Origin of the sequence: Bacillus sp. ISL-4 (assembly GCF_018613275.1) — a bacterium.
GTDB classification, from domain to species: Bacteria; Bacillota; Bacilli; order Bacillales; family DSM-1321; genus Peribacillus; species Peribacillus simplex_E.
In genome coordinates this window covers 210,391-230,890 of record NZ_JAGGQN010000007.1, presented here as the reverse complement: position 1 = coordinate 230,890, position 20,500 = coordinate 210,391, and the positions used below count along the sequence as shown (strand labels likewise).

The following is a 20,500-nucleotide window of genomic DNA, read 5'->3' as shown; positions in this document are numbered from 1 at the left end:
TGTTGGTCCCATTATAACGACCTTAAACTTGGGGATTGCCCTCCATTCAGTTAAAGATGCACTTTAAAAATGTGGATTTTTCAACCAAATGCGGTTTTTATAAAGCGTGAAATCACCAATTCCATCCTGGTGGGAATAGAGGGAATTATCGACAAAATAATGGAAAATACTTTACAAATTGACCAATTTGCTATTGCTAAAAAACCTTTTGGTAACATATAATTCAGAATATATATAAAATTCTTTAAATTTAATGGGTTAGGGGAGAAATATAGCCAGGGCCCCTTATGAATGAGGTTTTTTATAGTTGCACACCAGTTCAATAGAGAGGAGATGGAAAAAAATGAAAACGCTTAAGTCAGTCATTCTTTGGGGGATCATATCTGCGTTGGGTGCGGTGAGTTTTGGTTTCGTCGCGCTAAACCGGGGGGAAAGCATCAATGCCATGTGGATTGTCACTGCAGCACTCTGTGTTTATTCAATTGCATACCGCTTTTATAGTAAATTCATTGCACGGAAAGTGTTTGAGCTAGATGACAATCGCCAGACTCCATCGGAAGCGAATAATGATGGGAAAGATTATGTTCCTACAAACAAATGGGTGTTGTTTGGCCACCATTTTGCAGCGATTGCCGGAGCTGGCCCTCTCGTTGGTCCCATCCTTGCAGCGCAGATGGGATATTTGCCAGGGACACTATGGCTTGTAGTCGGAGTTGTATTGGCTGGTGCCGTACAGGATTTCATCATTCTCTTCGGCTCGATGCGTCGTAACGGCAAATCATTGGGAGAGATGATCAAGGAGGAAATTGGACCGATTACAGGCCTGATAGCGATGATCGGTATCCTGGGTATCATGATCATTTTATTAGCGGTACTTGCCCTGGTTGTCGTGAAGGCGCTCGTGGGAAGTCCATGGGGGATGTTCACGATTGCCTCGACCATACCGATCGCTGTGCTTATGGGCATTTACATGCGCTATATAAGGCCAGGCCGGGTTGGCGAAGGATCGATTATCGGAATCATACTATTGATGCTCGCGTTATACTTCGGTCGCTTTGTATCCGAGAGCGCAACATTGGCGCCAATGTTCACTTTCACTGGGGAAACGATTGCCATCATGTTGATTGTATACGGATTCGTTGCCTCCGTTTTGCCTGTATGGATGTTATTGGCACCGCGTGATTACTTAAGCACATTCTTGAAAATCGGTACGATCATCGGACTTGCACTTGGTATCTTTATTGTCATGCCGAGCCTTGAAATGCCTGCTGTCACTCAGTTCATCGATGGAACAGGACCCGTATTTTCCGGAAACTTATTCCCGTTCCTATTCATTACGATCGCTTGTGGGGCGGTATCAGGTTTCCATGCACTCGTTTCTTCAGGTACAACTCCTAAAATGATCGAACGCGAATCCCATTCACGTCCAATCGGATACGGGGCGATGTTGACTGAATCCTTTGTAGCAATCATGGCGATGATAGCAGCCTGTGTACTGACTCCTGGTATCTATTTTGCCATTAATAGCCCGGGTGCCGTTGTGGGAACAGAGCCAGCTCAAGTGGCCGCTACGATATCCGATTGGGGTTTCATTTTGACACCTGAGATGATTACCAGCCTTGCCGACGATGTTGGGGAGGAGACCATTATATCCCGTACTGGAGGAGCTCCAACCTTTGCTATCGGCATGGCCCATATCTTCTCGCAAGTGATTGGCGGAGCGTCCCTGATGGCGTTCTGGTATCATTTCGCGATCCTGTTCGAGGCATTGTTCATATTGACCACCATTGATGCTGGAACCAGGGTAGGGCGTTTTATGATACAGGATATCATCGGGAGCTATTACAAACCTTTTGCCGAAACGAATAAATGGCTGCCCAATATTATTGCGACTGCCATTTGTGTAATCGGTTGGGGGTACTTCCTTTATCAAGGGGTCATTGATCCTCTTGGCGGAATCAATACCCTTTGGCCATTGTTTGGAATTGCGAATCAAATGCTTTCCGCCATTGCGTTGCTGCTTGGGACGACGGTCCTTTTCAAAATGGGCAAAAAAGCGTACACATGGGTCACTCTTGTACCTACTACATTCTTGTTGATAGTGACCATGACGGCTGGGTGGCAAAAGCTGTTCCACGAAAACCCGGCTATTGGCTTTTTGGCACATAAGGATAAGTTTAAAGAGGCCTATGATAATGGGGAAATTCTTGCTCCGGCAGCTAACCTTGCCGAGATGAAACGGGTTATCGTCAATGATTATGTCGATGCTGCCCTGTGTGCGATTTTCATGATCGTTGTGATCACGGTCCTGATTTCTGCAATTCGGTTATGGATAAAAGTCTTGAAGAACCAGAAAATAGATTTACATGAAACACCTTATGTATCAAGGTCGTCATAAGGGAGGGAAGGCAATGTTGAAAAGATTAATTAAAATTCTCAGCTACAGAAAGCAATTCGTCAGTTTGCTAGTCGGGGTGCCAAGTTATGATACTTATGTGGCGCATATGAAAATGCATCATCCTGAAGATCCTGTGAAAACCAGGAAAGAATTTTTCTGCGAAGCCCAGGATGAGCGGTATAACGCAAAGGGCGGGAAAGTGTCTCGTTGCTGTTAATGATATTTTTTAAAAGGGTCCTCAATAGGAGGGCCTTTTTTAATGGGATTTTGTAGAACGGGACATAAGTAGAGGGGGAAATGTAATGGGGATGGAGTTGTAAAAGTGTTGAAAAGTATTTAAAAACGAAAAAATCCATATTCTCTGATCCTTTATTCATAGTTATGTTATATAACCTTACATATTTTCATGGAAAACAAAAATTAAGTTGAATTTTTAGAAAATTAAGTATATGATAAAAAACATAACATAATAGTGTTAATAAACATAACATATACAAAAACAAGGGGGAAAAAACAGTATGCAAATGGCGGATTCGGTATTCATGTTTTTGGCGACGATGATGGTTTGGCTAATGACACCAGGGATTGCCCTATTTTATGGAGGGATGGTAAAAAGTAAAAATGTCCTGAATACGGCAATGCATAGTTACATGCCACTGGCTGTCATTTCGATTCTTTGGGTGCTGATTGGATATTCATTATCGTTTTCACCTGGTAATACATTTCTGGGCGGTCTGGACTGGGTTGGTTTAAAGGATGTAGGTTTTGCACCAGGACCATACAGCGAAACAATTCCTCATAGTTTGTTCATGTTATTCCAAATGACTTTTGCCGTGTTAACAGTCTCGATCATTGCAGGTGGCATTGCCGAGCGGATGAAGTTTTCAGCATTCCTGATTTTTACGATCCTTTGGTCTTTATTCGTATACGCTCCCGTTGCACACTGGGTATGGGGAGGCGGCTGGTTAGCGGAACTGGGGGCACTTGACTTTGCAGGTGGCAACGTCGTTCATATTTCTTCAGGGGTTGCGGGTCTGGTTTTGGCGATCATGTTAGGTAAAAGGAAAGAGTCGGGTGACAGTGCACCACATAATCTTCCGTTAACATTCCTTGGCGGTTCATTAATTTGGTTCGGTTGGTACGGCTTCAACGTCGGGAGCGCACTGACAATCAATGAAGTGGCGATGAATGTATTCGTAAATACAGCTGTTGCAGCAGCTGCTGGTATCATTGGCTGGCTGATCGTTGAGTATATGGCTAATAAAAAGGCAACATTGCTGGGTGCAGTATCAGGAGCTATTTCTGGCTTGGTAGCCATTACACCTGCTTGCGGATTCGTAACGCCCGCATCATCAATGATTATCGGGGTCGTCGGCGGTGCCGTTTGTTTCTGGGGCGTTTTCTTCCTGAAGAATAAACTGGGTTACGACGATGCACTTGATGCTTTCGGATTACATGGGATCGGTGGGACATGGGGTGGTATCGCTACAGGTTTGTTCGCGACCACTTCTGTAAACGACAGCGGTGCAAATGGTTTATTCTATGGCGATTTCAACTTATTGTGGAAGCAGCTTGTAGCGATCGTCGCGACATATATTTTCGTTGCCGTGGTCACTTATATCGTTGCGAAAGTCATTAACCTTTTCGTGCCATTGCGTGTAAGTGAAGAAGATGAGTCAATGGGGCTCGATCTTACACTTCATGGAGAAAAAGCTTATCACGAATCAATTTAAAGGGGGGGCTCATATGTCCGAGGTTTTAACGAAAATAGAAATCATTACACGTCCTATCAAGTTTGAACAATTCAAAGCGGAACTTGCAAAAATTGGGGTAAGCGGAATGACAGTATCGGAAGTAAAAGGAACGGGTCTTCAGAAAAGTTATGTGGAAACATATAGAGGCAGAAATCGTGAAATGTCATTGCATGACCGAATGAAAATCGAGATCGTCGTGTGTGAGGTGCCAGTTCAGGATGTTGTGGATGTAGCAAGGAAATTCTTGAGTACCGGTAAGCCTGGTGACGGTAAAATCTTCATATATGAATTGGCGAATGTTGTGAATATCCGGACCGGAAAAGAAGGTCATGATGCGTTAAAGAATGACATCTGATGCTGTGATTAGTTCGGCGAATGTGCCGGATACAGTAGATTAAGGAAAGGGAGCTGAAAATGGGGAGACTGGTCCGAATTGTTAATGCGAAAAAACAGAAGATCGTTAATACGCTCATTTCAGAGGATGTATATCAACCTGATGACCGACCCTTTTTATTGGAATTGCCACTAAAAAACTTAGAAGAGATATTATCCCTTCGAATAAAATCCTCGTTTCAAAATTCCCGTTTTAAAAAATAACCTTTCGGCCGTTATCCAATATTGGGAGAGCGGCTTCTTTATGCGTATGATGCCCCAACCTCGGCTGTGGAGTTTAATGTTAGTCATAAGGATACCTTTTTCTAGAATCCCCCATGGAAATCGGGGAGCTTTCCAACTATAATGAATAAGGATATAAATTTAAATACTATTTTTTTGCTTTTTTTGACGTTTTTCGCTTAGTTACTTCCATTTTTCTTTATTTTACGAAACGTGGATTCAAAAAAATGTAAGTTTTCCAGAAAACGATGAATTATTTCATGAATGCCCTGTTTAATAATAGGGAAATTATTAATATGTTCTTTTAAGAGGTGAAAGGAAATGGATCAATTTACGGTCGAATCCGTTTTGAATATCATCAGGGAGTTTGTACCGAAGGATGCTTCAATTTCTGTGGCTGATTCTGAAAAATACATTTATTATCAACCGAGCAAACAAGTTGACTTAAGAATAAAACCAGGTGATTTATTCAGTGAAAAAACAGCGACATATAAAGCGCTGAGCGTTCGTAAAAAAATAGGGGTGCAAGTTGAAAGTAATGTATTTGGCGTACCTTACTATGGGCTGAGTGTTCCTATCATGGACGAGGGCAATCCTTTAGGGGCGGTAACGGCCATCTTGCCGTCAAAGCCATTAATTTTACCGACATCATTCTTGACCATTAAAACAGATGACCGCTGGATACCGCTTCCATATGATGAAATTATGTATTTGGAAGCTCAAAATAGGAAAACTAAGATTCAGTCCGAACGTGTGAGTGGATTTCATAAAATGAACTTAAGTGAATTGGAATTCATTTTACCTAGTGATTTATTCATTCGTGTGCATCGTTCTTACATCGTCAATATCAATTATATACAAGAAATCCTTCCCGATTTTCATTCTACATTTTTATTGATAATGAAAGACAACTCCAAAATCCAGGTCAGTCAAACATATGCAAGTCAATTTAGAAGGGCTTTGGGGTTTTAGTGATTCTCCTTTGTGTGAAAAAAATGCTGGTTTATGCTCTATTTAAGGCTTTTCATTCGAAATCGAATGTGATGATTACACAGGATTGGTAAAATTAAGTGTAAGAAAAGCGAAAAATGGGGGTCTTTTGTATGAACGAAAGCGTTTTCAAAAAAATTCGCAACGAACAATTTAAGGGGAAAGTAGTTACAGCGGAAGAAGCAGCTTCATGGATTAAAGATGGGATGAAACTCGGTATGAGTGGATTTACGCGTGCTGGAGATGCTAAAGTTATTCCGATGGCTCTAGTTGAAAGAGCTAAAACAGAAAAATTCAAAGTTGACGTATATACAGGTGCCTCATTAGGACCGGAAGTCGACCAACATATGGCGGAAGCAGGTATCATAAACAAACGTTTGCCGTTCCAAGCGGATAAAGGTATTCGCAATAAAATCAATGCTGATGAAGTCACTTATGTGGATCAGCATTTATCTCATACAGCTGAACAAGTTCGTCAAGGTATCGTCGGACCTATAGATTTTGCAATCATCGAAGCATTGGCGATTACGGAAGGTGGATTAATCATTCCGACAACTTCTGTAGGGAACTCAGCCATATTCGTTCAAGAAGCTAAACATGTAATCATTGAATTGAACGTGTCCCATCCAGAAGGATTAGAGGGGATGCATGATATATATACACCAGCTAAACAAGGGGAACGCGAACCGATTCCTATGGCTAAAGCAAGTGATCGCCTTGGTTCGATCGGTATTGCGGTTGATCCTGAAAAAGTAATGGGAATCGTCGTTTCCACAGATCTTGATGCACCATCTACAATCGTGCCGCCAGATGAAGAAACTGCAACAATCGCTAACCACCTTATTAACTTCCTTCGTGAAGAAATCAAGGCTGGACGTTTAACTGAAAGCCTTGCTCCGCTTCAGTCGGGTGTAGGGTCAGTTGCAAATGCGGTATTCGCTGGCTTCCTTGATTCTGAATTTAAAGATTTGGAAGTTTATTCAGAAGTGCTTCAAGATGCGGTATTTGATTTAATCGATGCTGGAAAAGTTAAATTCGCTTCAGGTTGTTCGATTACATTAGCTGAGGAAAAAGGTAAACAAGTTTACGGCGAGCTTGAAAAATACCGTGATAAACTAGTTCTTCGTCCACAAGAAATATCTAACCATCCTGAAATCATCCGTCGCCTTGGCTTGATTTCAATCAATACAGCGTTAGAGTGTGATATCTATGGTAATGTGAACTCGACACATGTTTCTGGGACAAGAATGATGAATGGAATCGGTGGATCAGGAGATTTTGCCCGTAACTCACGCCTAGGCATTTTCGTAACGAAATCATATGCAAAAGGCGGCAAAATTTCTAGTATTGTTCCTTTCGTTTCACATGTGGATCATACTGAACATGATGTGGATGTATTAGTGACAGAGCGAGGGATCGCTGATTTACGTGGTTTGGCACCAAAAGAGCGAGTTGAGTTAATCATAGAAAACTGTGCGCATCCTGACTACCGTCCACAGCTTCGTGCATACTTCAGTGAAGCTGTTGCGCAAACTGGTGGGCATCAAACTCCACACATTCTTGAAAAAGCATTTTCATGGCATACAAACCTAGCTAAAAACGGTACGATGCTTGAAGCAGTACTTCAAGATCAAAAATAAGACTTAAAACCACCCCGCCGATACAGCGGGGTTTTTTTATTTGGGTCCGTATCCCTTATTGGTGAAAATAAACCCATGAACCTTTCGCCACCACTGGAAATAGAATAATTTAAAATGAAGCTTAACCATCAAAAAGATAGGGAACTGTATCTTTAGGCTTTTTCTTTTATTTTTGTATATAATTATTCATTCAAGTTATGGAAATATGGTAAACTGCTAACAATGAGAGATTATCATACATAGGATTTTTCGTATTTATGATGTTGTTTCCTTAGAAATAGGGAGTTAAATAGAATGGTTATAGTGGAGGAGATAATTTGTTCAAGACAAAATTACATTTTTGGACGTTAGAGTTATTACTATTGTCTTTACTTTTTTATGTTGGTACAAAGATTTCTTTTCTTTTTGAACCGATAGTCATCTTTACATCTACATTGTTCTTTCCAATCTTGATTTCAGGTTTTCTCTACTTTTTGTTCAACCCCACTGTTGATTTCCTGGTTAAGAGAAGGGTGCCTAGGGGATTGTCGATATTATTGCTATATGTATTTTTCCTGGGATTGATTAGTTTGTTGGTCGGTCTGGTTGGCCCATCACTATCCAAACAGGTCACAGATTTAGTCAATAACCTTCCGGATTATTTCAATCAAACAAGGAAGTTCATTGAAGACTCAGCTGAGTCGAAATGGTTCTTGTGGACGGTGGAACAAGATTATGTTCCTTTGCAAGAAGTAGGAGATTCGCTTCAAAAATATTTGACGAATTTACCGAGTAATATAACGAATAGTTTGTCTTCGGTTTTCAGTGTAGTGACGAATATTACGTTAGTTGTCGTGACGGTTCCTTTCATCCTGTTTTATATGCTGAAAGATGGGGATAAGCTTCCGGCCGCCATCATGAAATTCGTACCGGTTGGCTATAGAAAACCGGCTTTAACGGTACTTAAGGAAACTGGCGGGACGCTTACCACATACATACAAGGGCAGATGCTTGTTTGCATGTTTGTCGGAATCGGAACGTTCATCGGGTATTTGATCATTGGTTTGCCTTACGCGTTCTTATTCGCGCTGATTGGTGCTGTAACCAATATCATTCCATATGTAGGTCCGTTTATTGGAGCGGCTCCTGCGGTCATTGTGGCGTTGATTCATTCACCGACCGAGGCGTTATTGGTCATTCTGGTTGTAACGGTCATTCAGCAACTGGATGGTAATTTCATATCACCGTTAGTCATCGGGAAGAAATTGAACACACATCCGCTTACCATCATCATCCTTTTGCTCGTCGCCGGAAACATTGCTGGTATCATCGGCATGATTTTGGCCGTTCCGACTTACTCTGTTGTTAAAACGATTGTTTTGAATATCGTAAAATTCATCAGGATCCGAAAAGAGGAAAAGCTTGAAGAAGATATATTGGAATGAAAAAACGGGTCCGACTCAATTGAGTCGGGCCCGTTTTCAGTGCGCCTAAATAGGTTACAAACCTAAAGAAATATATTTTACTTCCAGGAATTCCTCGATGCCTTGATGTCCACCTTCGCGGCCGAGCCCGCTTTGCTTGAATCCGCCAAATGGAGCTTGCGGAACGGAAGGGAGTCCATCGTTCAAGCCAACAATACCGAATTCAAGTGCCTCGGTGAATTTGATGCCCTTGGTGATATTTTCAGTGAAGACGTAAGCTGCCAAGCCGAAGATGGAGTCATTTGCCCTCTTGATTGCCTCTTCATCAGTCTTAAAGGAGGCGATAGGAGCTAGAGGACCAAATGTTTCTTCCTTCATGCAGAGCATGCTGTCATCAATGTTGGATAGTACGGTTGGTTCAAGAAAAAGGCCGTTTATTGATTTACCGCCAGCTTCGAGCTTAGCACCGCTGCTGATAGCTTCATCAATTTGTTTTTGAACCTTATCAACTGCATTTTGATCGATAAGAGGACCTATATCGACGCCATCCTCCAGTCCATTTCCTACCTTCAGTTCTTTGACCTTGGCAACGAGCTTTTTGATGAAGGCATCTTGAATGGCTTCGTGGACATAAATACGATTTGAACAGACGCATGTTTGTCCTGCGTTACGGAATTTTGAACTGATGATGCCATCAACCGCTTTATTAAGGTCGGCATCCTCAAGAACGATTGCTGGTGCGTGACCCCCGAGTTCAAGCGAGATTTTCTTTACAGTGTCAGCTGAGCCCCTCATAAGGGTTTTACCGACTTCTGTAGAACCGGTGAACGTCAATTTACGAACCCTTGTATCTTGAAGCCAAGTTTCGCCGATTTCTGATGACTTTCCTGTCACGACATTGATGACTCCTTTTGGAATGCCAGCTTCTTCAGCTAATTCAGCCATTTTTAGAGCTGTTATGGGAGTCAGGTTTGCCGGTTTAATGACGACTGTGCAGCCGACTGCAAGCGCTGGTGCAACTTTTCTTGTAATCATGGCTGCAGGAAAGTTCCAAGGCGTAATGACAGCTACAACTCCGACAGGCTGTTTTGTCACGAAAAGCCGCTTATTGGATACGGAAGCAGGAATCGTTTCGCCGTACACCCGTTTTCCTTCTTCGGCAAACCAAGATAAAAAGCCATTTGCATATGTCATTTCACCAAGAGCCTCTTTAAGGGGCTTGCCTTGCTCTTCCGTCATGATTTTGGCTAGTTCTTCTTTATTATCATCAATCAATCGATGCCATTTCCAAATTAGTTCAGCACGTTCGTAGACTGAGAGTGCAGCCCAGCCTGTAAAGGCTTCATATGCGGCATCGGCAGCCTTAGCCGCTTCAGTTGCACCGCCTTTAGGAACGGTGGCAACTACTTCATCCGTTGCCGGGTTCCTCACTTCAATTTTATCCAATCCAAAATCCGACCACTCACCGTTAATAAATAAACCGTAATCCTTCATGATAAAACCTCCTAATTTGGTTAAATCCATCAAACTACTAAAACTTTTAACTATATACTTTTACCTGTTACATAAAAGTATAAACACTTTTCAATGATTCTGAAATTTATTTGATTGGCTATTTATAGAAAATCGGCTATTCATTGATAGAAAAGGAGCAAGACATAAAAAAAAGAGGTGCAAGTTGCACACCTCTTCATTCAAGATTCGCTTATTTTTCCGATGAGACGGCAACTTCACCCATATCGCCTGAGATGGCTTGATTTGGATTGAACTCACCTTCCGATTTAGAAATGACCACTGTAGCAACACTGTTACCGATTAGATTAGTGATGGCACGTGCTTCAGACATGAAGCGGTCGACTCCCAGCAGTAATGCCATTCCTTCAACTGGAATCATTGGGAAGGCAGCTAATGTTGCAGCAAGTGTAATGAAACCGGATCCCGTTACACCGGCAGCTCCTTTTGATGTTAACATCAAGATTCCTAGAAGGGTCAATTCCTGCCAGATGCTTAAATCGACACCATAGGCTTGTGCGATGAAAATCGCTGCCATGGATAAGTAGATGGATGTGCCATCAAGGTTGAAAGAATAACCTGTTGGGACAACTAAACCGACTACCGATTTTGAGCAACCGTATTTTTCGAGTTTTTTCATCACGCTTGGTAGAGCGGATTCCGACGAAGATGTTCCTAAAACTAAGAGGATTTCTTCTTTTAAAAAGGCTATGAACTTGAAAATATTAAAGCCGTAGATTTTTGCGATCGTACCAAGGATAAAAATGATGAATAGTGCCATTGTGATATATACACTACCCATTAATTGTCCTAAAGAGCTTAGAGAACCAAGACCGAACTTACCGATTGTATAAGCCATTGCTCCAAAAGCCGCCAATGGAGATACTTTCATGATCATACCGACGATGCCGAAGAAAATATCGGCAATATGCTGAAAGAAAGATACGACTGGCTGCACTCTCGGTCCCATTGCCGCCATTGATAATCCGAATAATACAGCAAAGAATAGAATAGGGAGTAAGTCTCCGCCAGCCAGTGCGGCAACAGCATTATCAGGAATGATATTAGAAATGAAAGCAACGGCGCCATGTTCCGTTTCGGAAGCTGCTGTTGTATATTGTGATACATCTCCGCCCTCGACTGAATCGATGTTAAAGCCTTTACCAGGTCCCAGCAGATTGACTACGATGATTCCGATGGCAAGTGCAAAAGTGGTAACGATTTCAAAATAGAGCAGGGCCTTTCCGCCGATGCGGCCAACCTTTTTCATATCACCCATACCGCCAATTCCGATTACGACGGTTAAGAAGATGATTGGTGCAATGACCATTTTAATCATTTTAATAAATAAATCAGCTAATATCTTCAGCTGTTCACCGAAAGCAGGAAAGAAGAAACCGACTGTTATACCTAGAATGATACCGATGATGACCTGAACTGTTAGATTTTTTAATATTTTCAAGGTGCATTCTCCTTTGTTATATGATAGCGCTTTCTAAACTTTGTTATAGTGTAACAGAAAGAAGAATCAGAATATTCTTTTGGTGATATTGTTTTCTTTTTGTTCTTTTTGGTCTTGGGATTTTTAATACCTGAAGGGTGGAAGAGGAATTAAAGTGTCTATTAGGATTCATGATAGATTAATAAACTGCAATAAAAAAATACCGGTGGGGCGCCGGTATTGGGAAAAATCAATTTTCGAATGGTTTTATGAGTGCATAAAGGGTTCCAATCACAGGAAGTCTCAAACCTGCCTTGTCGGCAAGGCGCAGTGCACCGCCCTGTAAATGTTCCACTTCTAGGGTAAGGCCCTTCCGGCGGTCCTGGTGCATGGAAGAGGTGGATTCATCAGGTAAACCTGCCATGTTTTCCAATGCCTGTGCAATATTCTCCACAGTAATTCCGACGCCATAGGCATTTGCGAGCTCCTTCATTTCAACAAGGACCTTTTCCAGCAATCCATTGGTTTCAGGGAATCTCCGTATCGTGCCGATAGGGAGGTTGGAGGCAGTTGTCACACCGGAGAAAGCGGTGATGAACATGTATTTGATCCACATCCTGATTAATATGTTTTCCGTTCTGCCAGCCTTCATGATAGCTGATCCGGCCGCCTGCTCGAATTCATCGCAAATCTCTTTTTGTGACGGATGAAGTGGGCCATAGATTAAATCGTGATTATCATTGGAGTGAATGACATGACCTTTTTCATCAAGAGTGGCGATGATGAAGGCACTTCCTCCCAAAACGGCTTCATCGCCCAGTTCTTCCTGTAAAATGGATACATGTTCCAATCCATTCAAGAGTGGGAGGACCTTTGCGCCCTTTTCAACAAGGACCTTTAAATCTGTAAGGGTGCCCTGCAGATGCTGACCTTTTACGGCGAGAATCACAAGGTCGACCTTTTCAATATCATTTACGTTCTCTGTGATATGAAGGTCGTTAAATTGGTAGTTTCCATGTGGGCTGGTTATGCTGATGCCATTTTCTTTCAATTGTTTGGCGCGGTTTTTTCGGACAAGGTATTGAACATGCTGCCCCGCCTGCTGCAACCTGCCTCCAAAGTAGGAGCCGAGTGCCCCGGCCCCTATAATGACAATATTCAATGTGCACACCTCTCTTTTAATTAAGATGTACTAATCATAACATTGACTGAAATTTCAGTAAATAATTCCGTTTGAAGGTTATCTGGTTGTTTAGGTGTTTGTAAGAATGGGAAAAACAAAAGACCAGCCTGAATTAGGTTTCAGGCTGGTGCTTATCATTATTTATAAATTTTTACTTTAACGGTTTTTCTGCCCCAATTGATAGCTTTGGAGTGAGAAGAGTAGAAGACGTCAATTTTATTCCCTTTGATTGCGCCGCCTTTATCTGCCGCAATGGCATCCCCGTATCCTTCTACATGAACTTTTGTTCCTAGTGGAATGACCTTAGGGTCGACTGAAATGGCTTTTGCGTTAGGGTTTTTCTTTAAGTTAAGACCTGATGCTGTAATACCGCTGCAACCTTTGCAGTTCGCAGTGTAAGCTGTTGCCTTCACAGTGATCGTTTTATATTTCTTGGCTGATGATGTTTTAGCTGTAGCCTTAGGTTTAGCAGATGTCGATGTTTTCTTGACCTTTAAAACTTGTTTTGGATGGATGTTATCTTTTTTCAGGTTGTTCCAACTTTTGAGTTGATTGACTGTTATATTATGTTTATTGGCGATACCCCATAGTGTGTCGCCGCTTTTAACTTTGTATGTAGTAGTAGCAGCCGATGAAACTCCGGAAAAACTAAATACCAAAAAGAAAGCAGTGAATAGTGGAAGTAGTATTTTTTTCAAAATGAATAGTCTCCTTTGTTTTAAATCGTAGACTTAGAATAACAGGTATTTATGACAACAATGTTTCGCTGGAATAGTAATTGTGTTACAAAAAGGTTTCCCTTGATAAATAAATGTAATATAAACTAGGACAAAAGGACTTATCTATTAATTGTAAATATATTATTTTTTATGTCAGAATAAGCGAATTTTTGGTAAATAGTGCTGGTCTTATGGCGTATCCTGTTTAATGAGGTAAAATATGGATATGTATTCCTTGGATTAAAAGTCCTGTATATTTTGTAAAAAAACAACGCAATAATGAACAATTGAGTGCCTTTTATTTTAGTAGGAAAGGATATTCGGAGCATGAAAAAAGCCCGCATCTATGTGATGCCGGCTCGAACTGTAGACAAACTCGATGAAAATCGAGTTTGTCTACAGTTTTTTTGAGAGTATGTAAAAATTCGAACGTTGATTTCCATTCCAGGCACTCGCTTTCCGCGGGCGGTCCGGGAGCCTCCTCGGCGCTTTTGCGCCTGTGGGGTCTCCCTTGAACGCGCTTTTCCCGCAGGAGTCTCGCACCTCCGTTCCAATCAACTGTGTTTTATGATTGAATTCCTTTTGCCTACAAACTGATCCGACATCTATGTGATGCCGGCTTTTTTCATGCTTTGGATTAATTTAAAACAAATTCAGAAGCGAAATCGACTAGCATTTTTTGAAAGACTGCCACTGAGTCGAGGTTGACGCATTCCCTATCTCCATGCCAGTTCTCACCTTTTGGACCGAATTCAATGGCTGGGATATCATATGCCGCAAAAAACACGGTATCTGCGGAGCCGTGCTGCCCAAAAATGACAGCGTCCTGCTTTGTGTTCCTTTCGATAATCGGGCGGAGCAGAGTGATGAATGGGTCTGACTCTTCGGTTTTCACAGGTTTACTATACATATTAAGGTGGACATTATTTCCTGTCACACTTTCGATCTGAGCAATGATATCTTCCATTGTTTGCGTAGGAAGATAGCGTATATCAAGACTTAGCAAACAGGCATCCGGTACCTTATTATAAACATCCCCGCCTTTTATTTTTGCTAGGTTAAGTGATGGGGAAGCGTAAAGGGGAGTATGATCCCGGGTGAAAGGAAGTTCCTTTATTTTTTGATAGAGATCATAGGCCTTTTCAATTGCATTCACGCCTTCCCATGGGCGGCTTCCGTGTGCGGATTTGCCGGATACTTCAATATCGAGACGAAGGGCACCCTTTGCCTGGAGTCCGATTCCCAATTGCGTAGGTTCAGCACAGATTACAAAGTCCCCTCTATAACCATGTTTCGCTAAGTATCCGGAACAGTTCAACCCGCCAATCTCTTCATCCGATACGATCTGTAGCTGGATTTTCAAACCTAAGTCCTTATCTTTCAGTTCGGTAAATGCACACATCATCCCTGCAACTCCCGCTTTCATATCGGCTGTCCCGCGTCCATATAAGTTTCCTTCATGAACCTCAGGGAAAAATTGATCCGGCGTTCCGCTGACAACATCGACATGGCCATTCCAAATTACGGTTTTATCTCCGCTGCCAATCTCGCTAACAAGCATTTTATAACCGTTATTTACGATCACATTCACGGTAAGCCCTTGTTTTTTAAGCCAGTCCGCACAGTAATCAACTGCTTGGTTAGCTCCTTCTTTCGCTGAACTGTCAATAGATACTAAATCTTTAAGTAACTCGATGAGCAAAAAGAAAACCCCCTAAAAATGTGCATACTCTTATTATATATACCCTTTCTAAGTAAGAGTTAACTCAAAAATATTTTCCTGTTAAATAACGTTTAGCCTTTTCATCCCCTGGGGTATGTAAAGGGGGAGCGACAATTTACATTCTTTAAGGAGGATGATAGATATGGATAAACGTATAATTGGTGTATATGAAACTGGAGAAGAAGCCATAAAGGCTGTTGAATCATTACAGGCCCAAGGGTATGATCGTGAAGATATTTCGGTGGTAGCTAAAGATAAAGAAGAATTAAATACAGTGAATGAAGAAACGGGTACAAAAGTTGAAGAGGGGCTCGCAGCTGGTGCGGCGACCGGAGGTATTTTGGGCGGTGCTGCCGGATTATTAGCTGGTGTGGGTGCGTTGGCTATTCCGGGAATCGGACCAGTACTGGCAGCTGGGCCGCTTGCTGCAACATTAGCCGGAGCGGCAGTAGGTGCTGGTACAGGAGGATTGGCCGGTACATTAATCGGTATGGGCATACCTGAAGACGAAGCTAATCGTTATGAAGCGGATGTAAAGAGTGGAAAGCTGCTTGTGTTAGTCGATTCGGATGCGAGAAAAACCAGTTCTTCTTACTCAGGAATAACTGAAACCGATGAAACGCTAACGAACAGTAGAAGAACTCTATAAATCGTAAGGTAAAAAAGGACGGATCCCTTAGGACCCGTCCTTTTTTTGATTAGAATATGAATTTCTTTATTTCTTTGTGCATTTCCTGGGATAGGGCATCCAATTCACTAGCCAGGGCATTTAATTGTTCCATGGAAGCATTCGTTTGTTCTACGGAAGCTGATACTTCTTCAGTTCCTGCCGCAGTTTCCTGACTGATCGAATTTAATCTTTCTGCATTGCTCTCCATACGTGTGACCTCGTTTACCATATCGTCCATCATCTTTTTTATTTCGTCGAAATTGCTGAATGTGTTCGCGATAATGGATGCAATGTGACTGAAGGCAGTTTCCGTATCCGTTACAGAAGTATCCTGAAGATGGATTTTTTGATTGACTTGATCAATCAAATAAACGGTATTGGTTGTATCGGTTTGCATGGCTTGAATGATTTCAGAGATTTCTTTCAGTGAGTTTTCCGTCTGTTCGGCCAATTTCTTCACTTCATCGGCAACCACTGCAAACCCCTTTCCGTGCTCACCAGCCCTGGCTGCTTCGATGGCGGCATTCAGAGCGAGTAAATTCGTTTGTCCTGCAATCCCGCTTATGGTCTTTACGATCGCACTAATATCATTGGAGCGTGCATCCAATGATTTGACTGCCGTACTCATCTTACTGGAAATCAGTGACGTTTCATTGAATTGCTGTTTTAGGCCTTGCACTTGTGTGATTCCGTTTTCGGAAGCCTTGAACATATTTTCGGAATCCGTGGCCATTTTGCTCGCTTGTGCTTCAAGATCATTGATCTTGTCAGCCAATAGCTTTACAGCCATTTCGTTATTCTGCCCGACTTCAATTTGGTCTATGGCACCTGCCGCTATTTGTTCCATCGTCAAGGCCACCTCGTTAGCCGCCGCTGAATTTTCATCTGCACTAGCCACTAGCGTCATGGAGGATTCCGATACTTTATCGGAAAGGTTGTTGACAACCCCTAACATATGACTCATATTCCTGGTCATTAAGCTGGTGTCTTCAGCAAGTTGCCCAATCTCGTCTTTCCTGGAAATGGAATTATTGGATGTGAAATCGCCTTCAGCCATTTTTCGTATGGATTCCTGCAGCTTTTTAATGGGATTCGTTAGCGAACGGGTGATGAAGATGGCAGATAGTGCAGTGACCGTAAAGACGATCAACAGTGTGATGATATTATCGATTATCATCGGACTTGCACGGACTTTCACTTCATTTTCATCCATTACCCCTGCTATTCTCCATCCAGTTGTCGGATTGGTGGCGTATCCGATAATCTGGCTTTGCCCTTCGTATTCCTCGATCATTGATCCGGATGCACTTTTCATTTTTTTGAACATATTTTCCTTTGATATATCCTGTTGGATTTTTTCCTTGTCTGGATGTGTAACGAATGCCCCTTTCTTATCCAGCAAAACCGTATAGCCCGTTTCATCGAATTTCGTTTGATTGACCATCGTGATCAATGTATCGATCGAGATGTCAATACCGAGCACGCCTATTAATTCATCTCGATCATCATATATGGCTTTTGCTGCCGTAATGACAAGTGCATTCGTCGCCTGATCCGTATAAGGTTCCGTCCAGATGGTCTTGTTTTTTTGGTTCAATGCCGATTGATACCAATCCCTTTGTCTTGGATCAAAGTCAGCCGGCAATTCAGCTTTTGGGAATATCAATGTTTTTCCGTCGTTCTCTGTGCCAAGGTATAAACCATTTATTTCAGAATTGCTTGACTGTGTAAGGGAAAACTCATCCATTATCGATTCGGGGTTCTTATCATAAGTACTCATGATAGGATACTTTCCGATCCTATCCAATTGATTTTCCGTTTTTTGAAAGAAGATTTCGAAAGAATCGTTCATTGACTTGACTTGTTCTTCCGTCGTTCCGGTAAGGTCCTGGGTCGTCAACTCGATACTATTTTTATAGCTCATGTAAGAGATGGCCATTCCGCTTATCATGATCAAAGCTAAAAAAGGAATCAAAATTTGTTTTTTTAGCGAATTAAAATACCAGTCTGTCAGTCTTTTCATTTGGACAATTCTCCTTATATTCCTCAAAATAATTTAGGTTCTATAAGATATTTCGGTCTGTTTTGACTTTTTTGAAGTTTTAAGTTAGAAAATTTCCAATATTAATTTTGACGTGAGTGGGGGATATAGAGGATAAAAAAAGAGCTGACTGCAATGGTCAACTCTTTCATTCATTGATTGCTATTCGACTTGGATATTTTTTGTCCTGCCCATATACCATGTGTAAAACTCGTCTGCATATTCAACGGATACATCTTGGAGCTTTGTATGGTGTACAGGCTTGGAGCGGTTGATCGTTTCAATTGTGGCAAGACCGAAAAGCTTTTGCAACTTCGAACGTTCCACCTCAATTTGAATGACCTTGCTTCTTTTGGTAATGAATAGTGATGTTTCCAAACTTCCGGATTTGAACTGAATGAACTCATCATTTAACAAGTAACGGCTATTTTTGTAATCCATTATTCTCAATGAATAAATGAGGACGAGTAAAATCAGCGAGATATACCATAGGGAGGGTTTGAAATAATAGATCGCCAATGTTGTGAGAATCCAGAAAAAGCTGGGCCGCAGCATTCGGATTTTGAAGGCCTGTTTCGATAGCGGCTTCATTGACCGTTCCACTTTGTAAGCGGGTAAAATCTCTTCTACCATCCCATATGCCCGTTCGATCGATAAAAAAGGATAGAGTGTATTCGTTTCCAGCTCTTCATCGCCTGTATTTCCTGCACTGACCAGTTTCACTTCTGCCAAGCCTAGCAATCTTTTAATGATTGATTGGGTGATTTCTACAGCTTGTACTTTTTCTTTCTGAATGGAAAAAGCGGATTCATCCAGTACACCTTTCTTTATATATATACGCTCGTGATCGGATGAAATTTCATATTTTCCATATTTGACGAATGTGGAAACGATTCCGAAGGCAACGGCGACACATATGAGGCCTGCAAGAACGATGGTTATGATCCACCACGTATCCAATAACTTGGCAAGAAACCCTTCGGCATTCTCCAAATTAATAAAATCATCGAGTGTATTATATAAAGTAGCCAATATTGGGATAAGAGCCAGGAAGCTGAGTGATGTAAAGGAAGCTTTCAGCACATCTTGTTTGGTTGGTGTGAAATGGATCGTTTTTCCATGGGTTGGTTCTGCTATTCGTTCTTCGGGAATATCCACTTCGATAACCGGAATTTCCGGTTTTGAAGCATATTCCCCCTCAAGCCGTTCGGCCTCTCTTCGGGAAATCACCTCAAAAGGTACGGTACCCTGATCACCCGTCATCCCCGTTTCGAATGTTAAAGAGGTTAATCTGAAAATTTTATGAAATAACGTCGTGCGTTGCTGAACATTCTGTACCTTATGAAGCGGGACCGTTCGATACGATTTCGAGATAAGCCCTGAAGTAATATATATGGTTCCTTCTTTGATTTGGTATTTATACGTATACCATTTTAGGATGATGGAAATGACTTTCCAAATCAGATAAACTAGAAAACCGATTTGGAGTACCTTCATATACGTCTTTTCAGAACCGAAATTCAGGACATAAAGCATGATGATGAAAAACGCATTTCCTTTCAGCAATTTCCAAAACTCGAAAGGGATTTTGAAAGGGTGTAATCGTTTTGCATGTTCTTCCATCATTAATCCACTTCCTTAATTTTTGCGAAATGGGCAATTTTATCTCGTAATTCATATGCTTCTTTCTCGGGGATGGCAGGTATGTCATGAGAGTCCCCCATTGTTCCGATGCTAAGGGAATAAAGGTTATATTTTCGCAAAAACGGTCCTTGGTTCAATTTGACGGATTGGACCTTCGTCATCGAAATGAGTTCATGCGTTTCACTCCAGGCTCCACGTTTTGTTTGAATGAACTCTTCGTCCACGTCGTAACGCCAATACTTTTGCAACAAGATCGGTTCAATGAAGATGGACCAGATTGCATGAAAAAAAGATAATACGATAAGTCCGTTTAAAATCCATCCAATCCATTCTTTCCAAGTGAAATAATCATCAACAAATAATAGGATGCCAAGGACGGCGAGGATAATGAGATTGGTAATGGCTTCAGTCATCCGCCAAACCTTCACTGATTCTTTGGAAATTTTCTTGGTTGGTGGCTGTATCTTTGAATACATATTTTTCACTCCTTACTATGTCTTTATACTTATACGGATTAACCGACAAGAAAGTTTCCTATTATCCTTTTGGGCCAAGAAATCATGAAGTCGGGGTTCCTATCGATTCCGTGGAGTGGCGGCAGAATAATCCTCCAGTTTCCTGAGTATGTATATATAAGGACTTCTAGTGGATCTTTTCTTTTTATATGACTGTAAATTGGACAAGATAGAAGTGGTGAGCTTTTAGAGTGGGAGTGATAGGTTTGACATACAAAAGGAAGTTGGGTTTTATATTCTTCCTGTTTTTGA

The 20,500-nt window shown here is 41.6% G+C and carries 17 protein-coding genes; 9 read left to right on the top strand and 8 right to left on the bottom strand.

The features are described 5' to 3' along the window. Window positions 1-69 precede the first annotated feature (69 nt). From J7J00_RS04495 to J7J00_RS04460, 8 genes are all read left to right on the top strand, one after another. Window positions 70-222, top strand: a complete 153-nt coding sequence (locus tag J7J00_RS04495) for a hypothetical protein (RefSeq protein WP_214787883.1) — start codon at window positions 70-72, stop codon at window positions 220-222. A gap of 121 nt (window positions 223-343) precedes the next feature. Then, entirely contained in the window at window positions 344-2,398 is a 2,055-nt protein-coding gene (locus J7J00_RS04490) for a carbon starvation CstA family protein (protein ID WP_214787880.1), read from the top strand. Window positions 2,399-2,411: 13 nt separating this feature from the next. Beyond that, complete coding sequence (locus tag J7J00_RS04485; RefSeq protein ID WP_076370801.1) at window positions 2,412-2,615, top strand: YbdD/YjiX family protein; 204 nt, start codon at window positions 2,412-2,414, stop codon at window positions 2,613-2,615. 301 nt (window positions 2,616-2,916) lie between these two features. Then, window positions 2,917-4,131 carry an ammonium transporter gene (locus J7J00_RS04480; RefSeq protein ID WP_141992691.1) on the top strand — a complete coding sequence of 405 codons (1,215 nt, stop codon included), beginning with the start codon at window positions 2,917-2,919 and terminating at the stop codon, window positions 4,129-4,131. 13 nt (window positions 4,132-4,144) lie between these two features. Continuing rightward, window positions 4,145-4,507, top strand: coding sequence for a P-II family nitrogen regulator (locus tag J7J00_RS04475; protein WP_063235326.1), 363 nt, complete (start codon window positions 4,145-4,147; stop codon window positions 4,505-4,507). 581 nt (window positions 4,508-5,088) lie between these two features. Beyond that, on the top strand, window positions 5,089-5,739 hold the full coding sequence (locus tag J7J00_RS04470) for a LytTR family DNA-binding domain-containing protein (RefSeq protein ID WP_098370453.1): 651 nt from the start codon (window positions 5,089-5,091) through the stop codon (window positions 5,737-5,739). 131 nt (window positions 5,740-5,870) lie between these two features. Further along, window positions 5,871-7,397 carry a succinyl-CoA:acetate CoA-transferase ScpC gene (gene scpC / locus J7J00_RS04465; protein ID WP_214787877.1) on the top strand — a complete coding sequence of 509 codons (1,527 nt, stop codon included), beginning with the start codon at window positions 5,871-5,873 and terminating at the stop codon, window positions 7,395-7,397. Window positions 7,398-7,714: 317 nt separating this feature from the next. Next, complete coding sequence (locus J7J00_RS04460) at window positions 7,715-8,821, top strand: AI-2E family transporter (RefSeq protein WP_214787874.1); 1,107 nt, start codon at window positions 7,715-7,717, stop codon at window positions 8,819-8,821. 54 nt (window positions 8,822-8,875) lie between these two features. Here the strand turns inward: J7J00_RS04460 and J7J00_RS04455 are convergent, their stop codons facing one another. The 5 genes from J7J00_RS04455 to J7J00_RS04435 form a co-directional block, all read right to left on the bottom strand. Then, the gene (locus J7J00_RS04455) at window positions 8,876-10,294 is read right to left on the bottom strand and encodes an NAD-dependent succinate-semialdehyde dehydrogenase (protein WP_214787872.1); all 1,419 of its coding nucleotides are present in this window, start codon (window positions 10,292-10,294) and stop codon (window positions 8,876-8,878) included. A gap of 211 nt (window positions 10,295-10,505) precedes the next feature. After that, window positions 10,506-11,774: a dicarboxylate/amino acid:cation symporter gene (locus J7J00_RS04450; protein ID WP_214787869.1), complete on the bottom strand. Its 1,269-nt coding sequence runs from the start codon at window positions 11,772-11,774 to the stop codon at window positions 10,506-10,508. Window positions 11,775-12,003: 229 nt separating this feature from the next. Beyond that, a complete protein-coding gene (locus tag J7J00_RS04445) occupies window positions 12,004-12,915 on the bottom strand; it encodes a ketopantoate reductase family protein (protein ID WP_214787864.1) in 912 nt (303 codons plus the stop codon). A 158-nt stretch (window positions 12,916-13,073) separates the two neighbouring features. Continuing rightward, window positions 13,074-13,634: a 3D domain-containing protein gene (locus tag J7J00_RS04440; RefSeq protein WP_214787861.1), complete on the bottom strand. Its 561-nt coding sequence runs from the start codon at window positions 13,632-13,634 to the stop codon at window positions 13,074-13,076. Window positions 13,635-14,292: 658 nt separating this feature from the next. Further along, window positions 14,293-15,357: a M20 family metallopeptidase gene (locus J7J00_RS04435; protein ID WP_214787858.1), complete on the bottom strand. Its 1,065-nt coding sequence runs from the start codon at window positions 15,355-15,357 to the stop codon at window positions 14,293-14,295. A gap of 163 nt (window positions 15,358-15,520) precedes the next feature. Here J7J00_RS04435 and J7J00_RS04430 point away from each other — a divergent pair, with 163 nt between their 5' ends. Then, entirely contained in the window at window positions 15,521-16,027 is a 507-nt protein-coding gene (locus J7J00_RS04430) for a general stress protein (RefSeq protein ID WP_098370460.1), read from the top strand. Window positions 16,028-16,076: 49 nt separating this feature from the next. Here the strand turns inward: J7J00_RS04430 and J7J00_RS04425 are convergent, their stop codons facing one another. The 3 genes from J7J00_RS04425 to J7J00_RS04415 form a co-directional block, all read right to left on the bottom strand. Continuing rightward, window positions 16,077-17,972: a methyl-accepting chemotaxis protein gene (locus J7J00_RS04425; protein ID WP_483861517.1), complete on the bottom strand. Its 1,896-nt coding sequence runs from the start codon at window positions 17,970-17,972 to the stop codon at window positions 16,077-16,079. 279 nt (window positions 17,973-18,251) lie between these two features. Beyond that, window positions 18,252-19,715 (bottom strand): PH domain-containing protein, encoded by a 1,464-nt coding sequence (locus J7J00_RS04420; protein WP_214787852.1) that lies wholly within the window; start codon window positions 19,713-19,715, stop codon window positions 18,252-18,254. After that, complete coding sequence (locus J7J00_RS04415) at window positions 19,715-20,209, bottom strand: PH domain-containing protein (protein WP_214787839.1); 495 nt, start codon at window positions 20,207-20,209, stop codon at window positions 19,715-19,717. The genes J7J00_RS04420 and J7J00_RS04415 overlap by 1 nt, the downstream gene beginning before the upstream one ends. Between the last annotated feature and the right edge of the window lie 291 nt (window positions 20,210-20,500).

What these genes read in the sequence shown, in the direction of transcription:
- J7J00_RS04425 (WP_483861517.1), bottom strand. Translation starts at nt 17,972, where the DNA reads ATGAGCTATAAAAATAGTATCGAGTTGACGACCCAGGACCTTACCGGA.
- J7J00_RS04495 (WP_214787883.1), top strand. Translation starts at nt 70, where the DNA reads ATGTGGATTTTTCAACCAAATGCGGTTTTTATAAAGCGTGAAATCACC.
- J7J00_RS04475 (WP_063235326.1), top strand. Translation starts at nt 4,145, where the DNA reads ATGTCCGAGGTTTTAACGAAAATAGAAATCATTACACGTCCTATCAAG.
- J7J00_RS04420 (WP_214787852.1), bottom strand. Translation starts at nt 19,715, where the DNA reads ATGATGGAAGAACATGCAAAACGATTACACCCTTTCAAAATCCCTTTC.
- J7J00_RS04485 (WP_076370801.1), top strand. Translation starts at nt 2,412, where the DNA reads ATGTTGAAAAGATTAATTAAAATTCTCAGCTACAGAAAGCAATTCGTC.
- J7J00_RS04430 (WP_098370460.1), top strand. Translation starts at nt 15,521, where the DNA reads ATGGATAAACGTATAATTGGTGTATATGAAACTGGAGAAGAAGCCATA.
- J7J00_RS04415 (WP_214787839.1), bottom strand. Translation starts at nt 20,209, where the DNA reads ATGTATTCAAAGATACAGCCACCAACCAAGAAAATTTCCAAAGAATCA.
- J7J00_RS04455 (WP_214787872.1), bottom strand. Translation starts at nt 10,294, where the DNA reads ATGAAGGATTACGGTTTATTTATTAACGGTGAGTGGTCGGATTTTGGA.
- J7J00_RS04490 (WP_214787880.1), top strand. Translation starts at nt 344, where the DNA reads ATGAAAACGCTTAAGTCAGTCATTCTTTGGGGGATCATATCTGCGTTG.
- J7J00_RS04480 (WP_141992691.1), top strand. Translation starts at nt 2,917, where the DNA reads ATGCAAATGGCGGATTCGGTATTCATGTTTTTGGCGACGATGATGGTT.
- scpC (WP_214787877.1), top strand. Translation starts at nt 5,871, where the DNA reads ATGAACGAAAGCGTTTTCAAAAAAATTCGCAACGAACAATTTAAGGGG.
- J7J00_RS04470 (WP_098370453.1), top strand. Translation starts at nt 5,089, where the DNA reads ATGGATCAATTTACGGTCGAATCCGTTTTGAATATCATCAGGGAGTTT.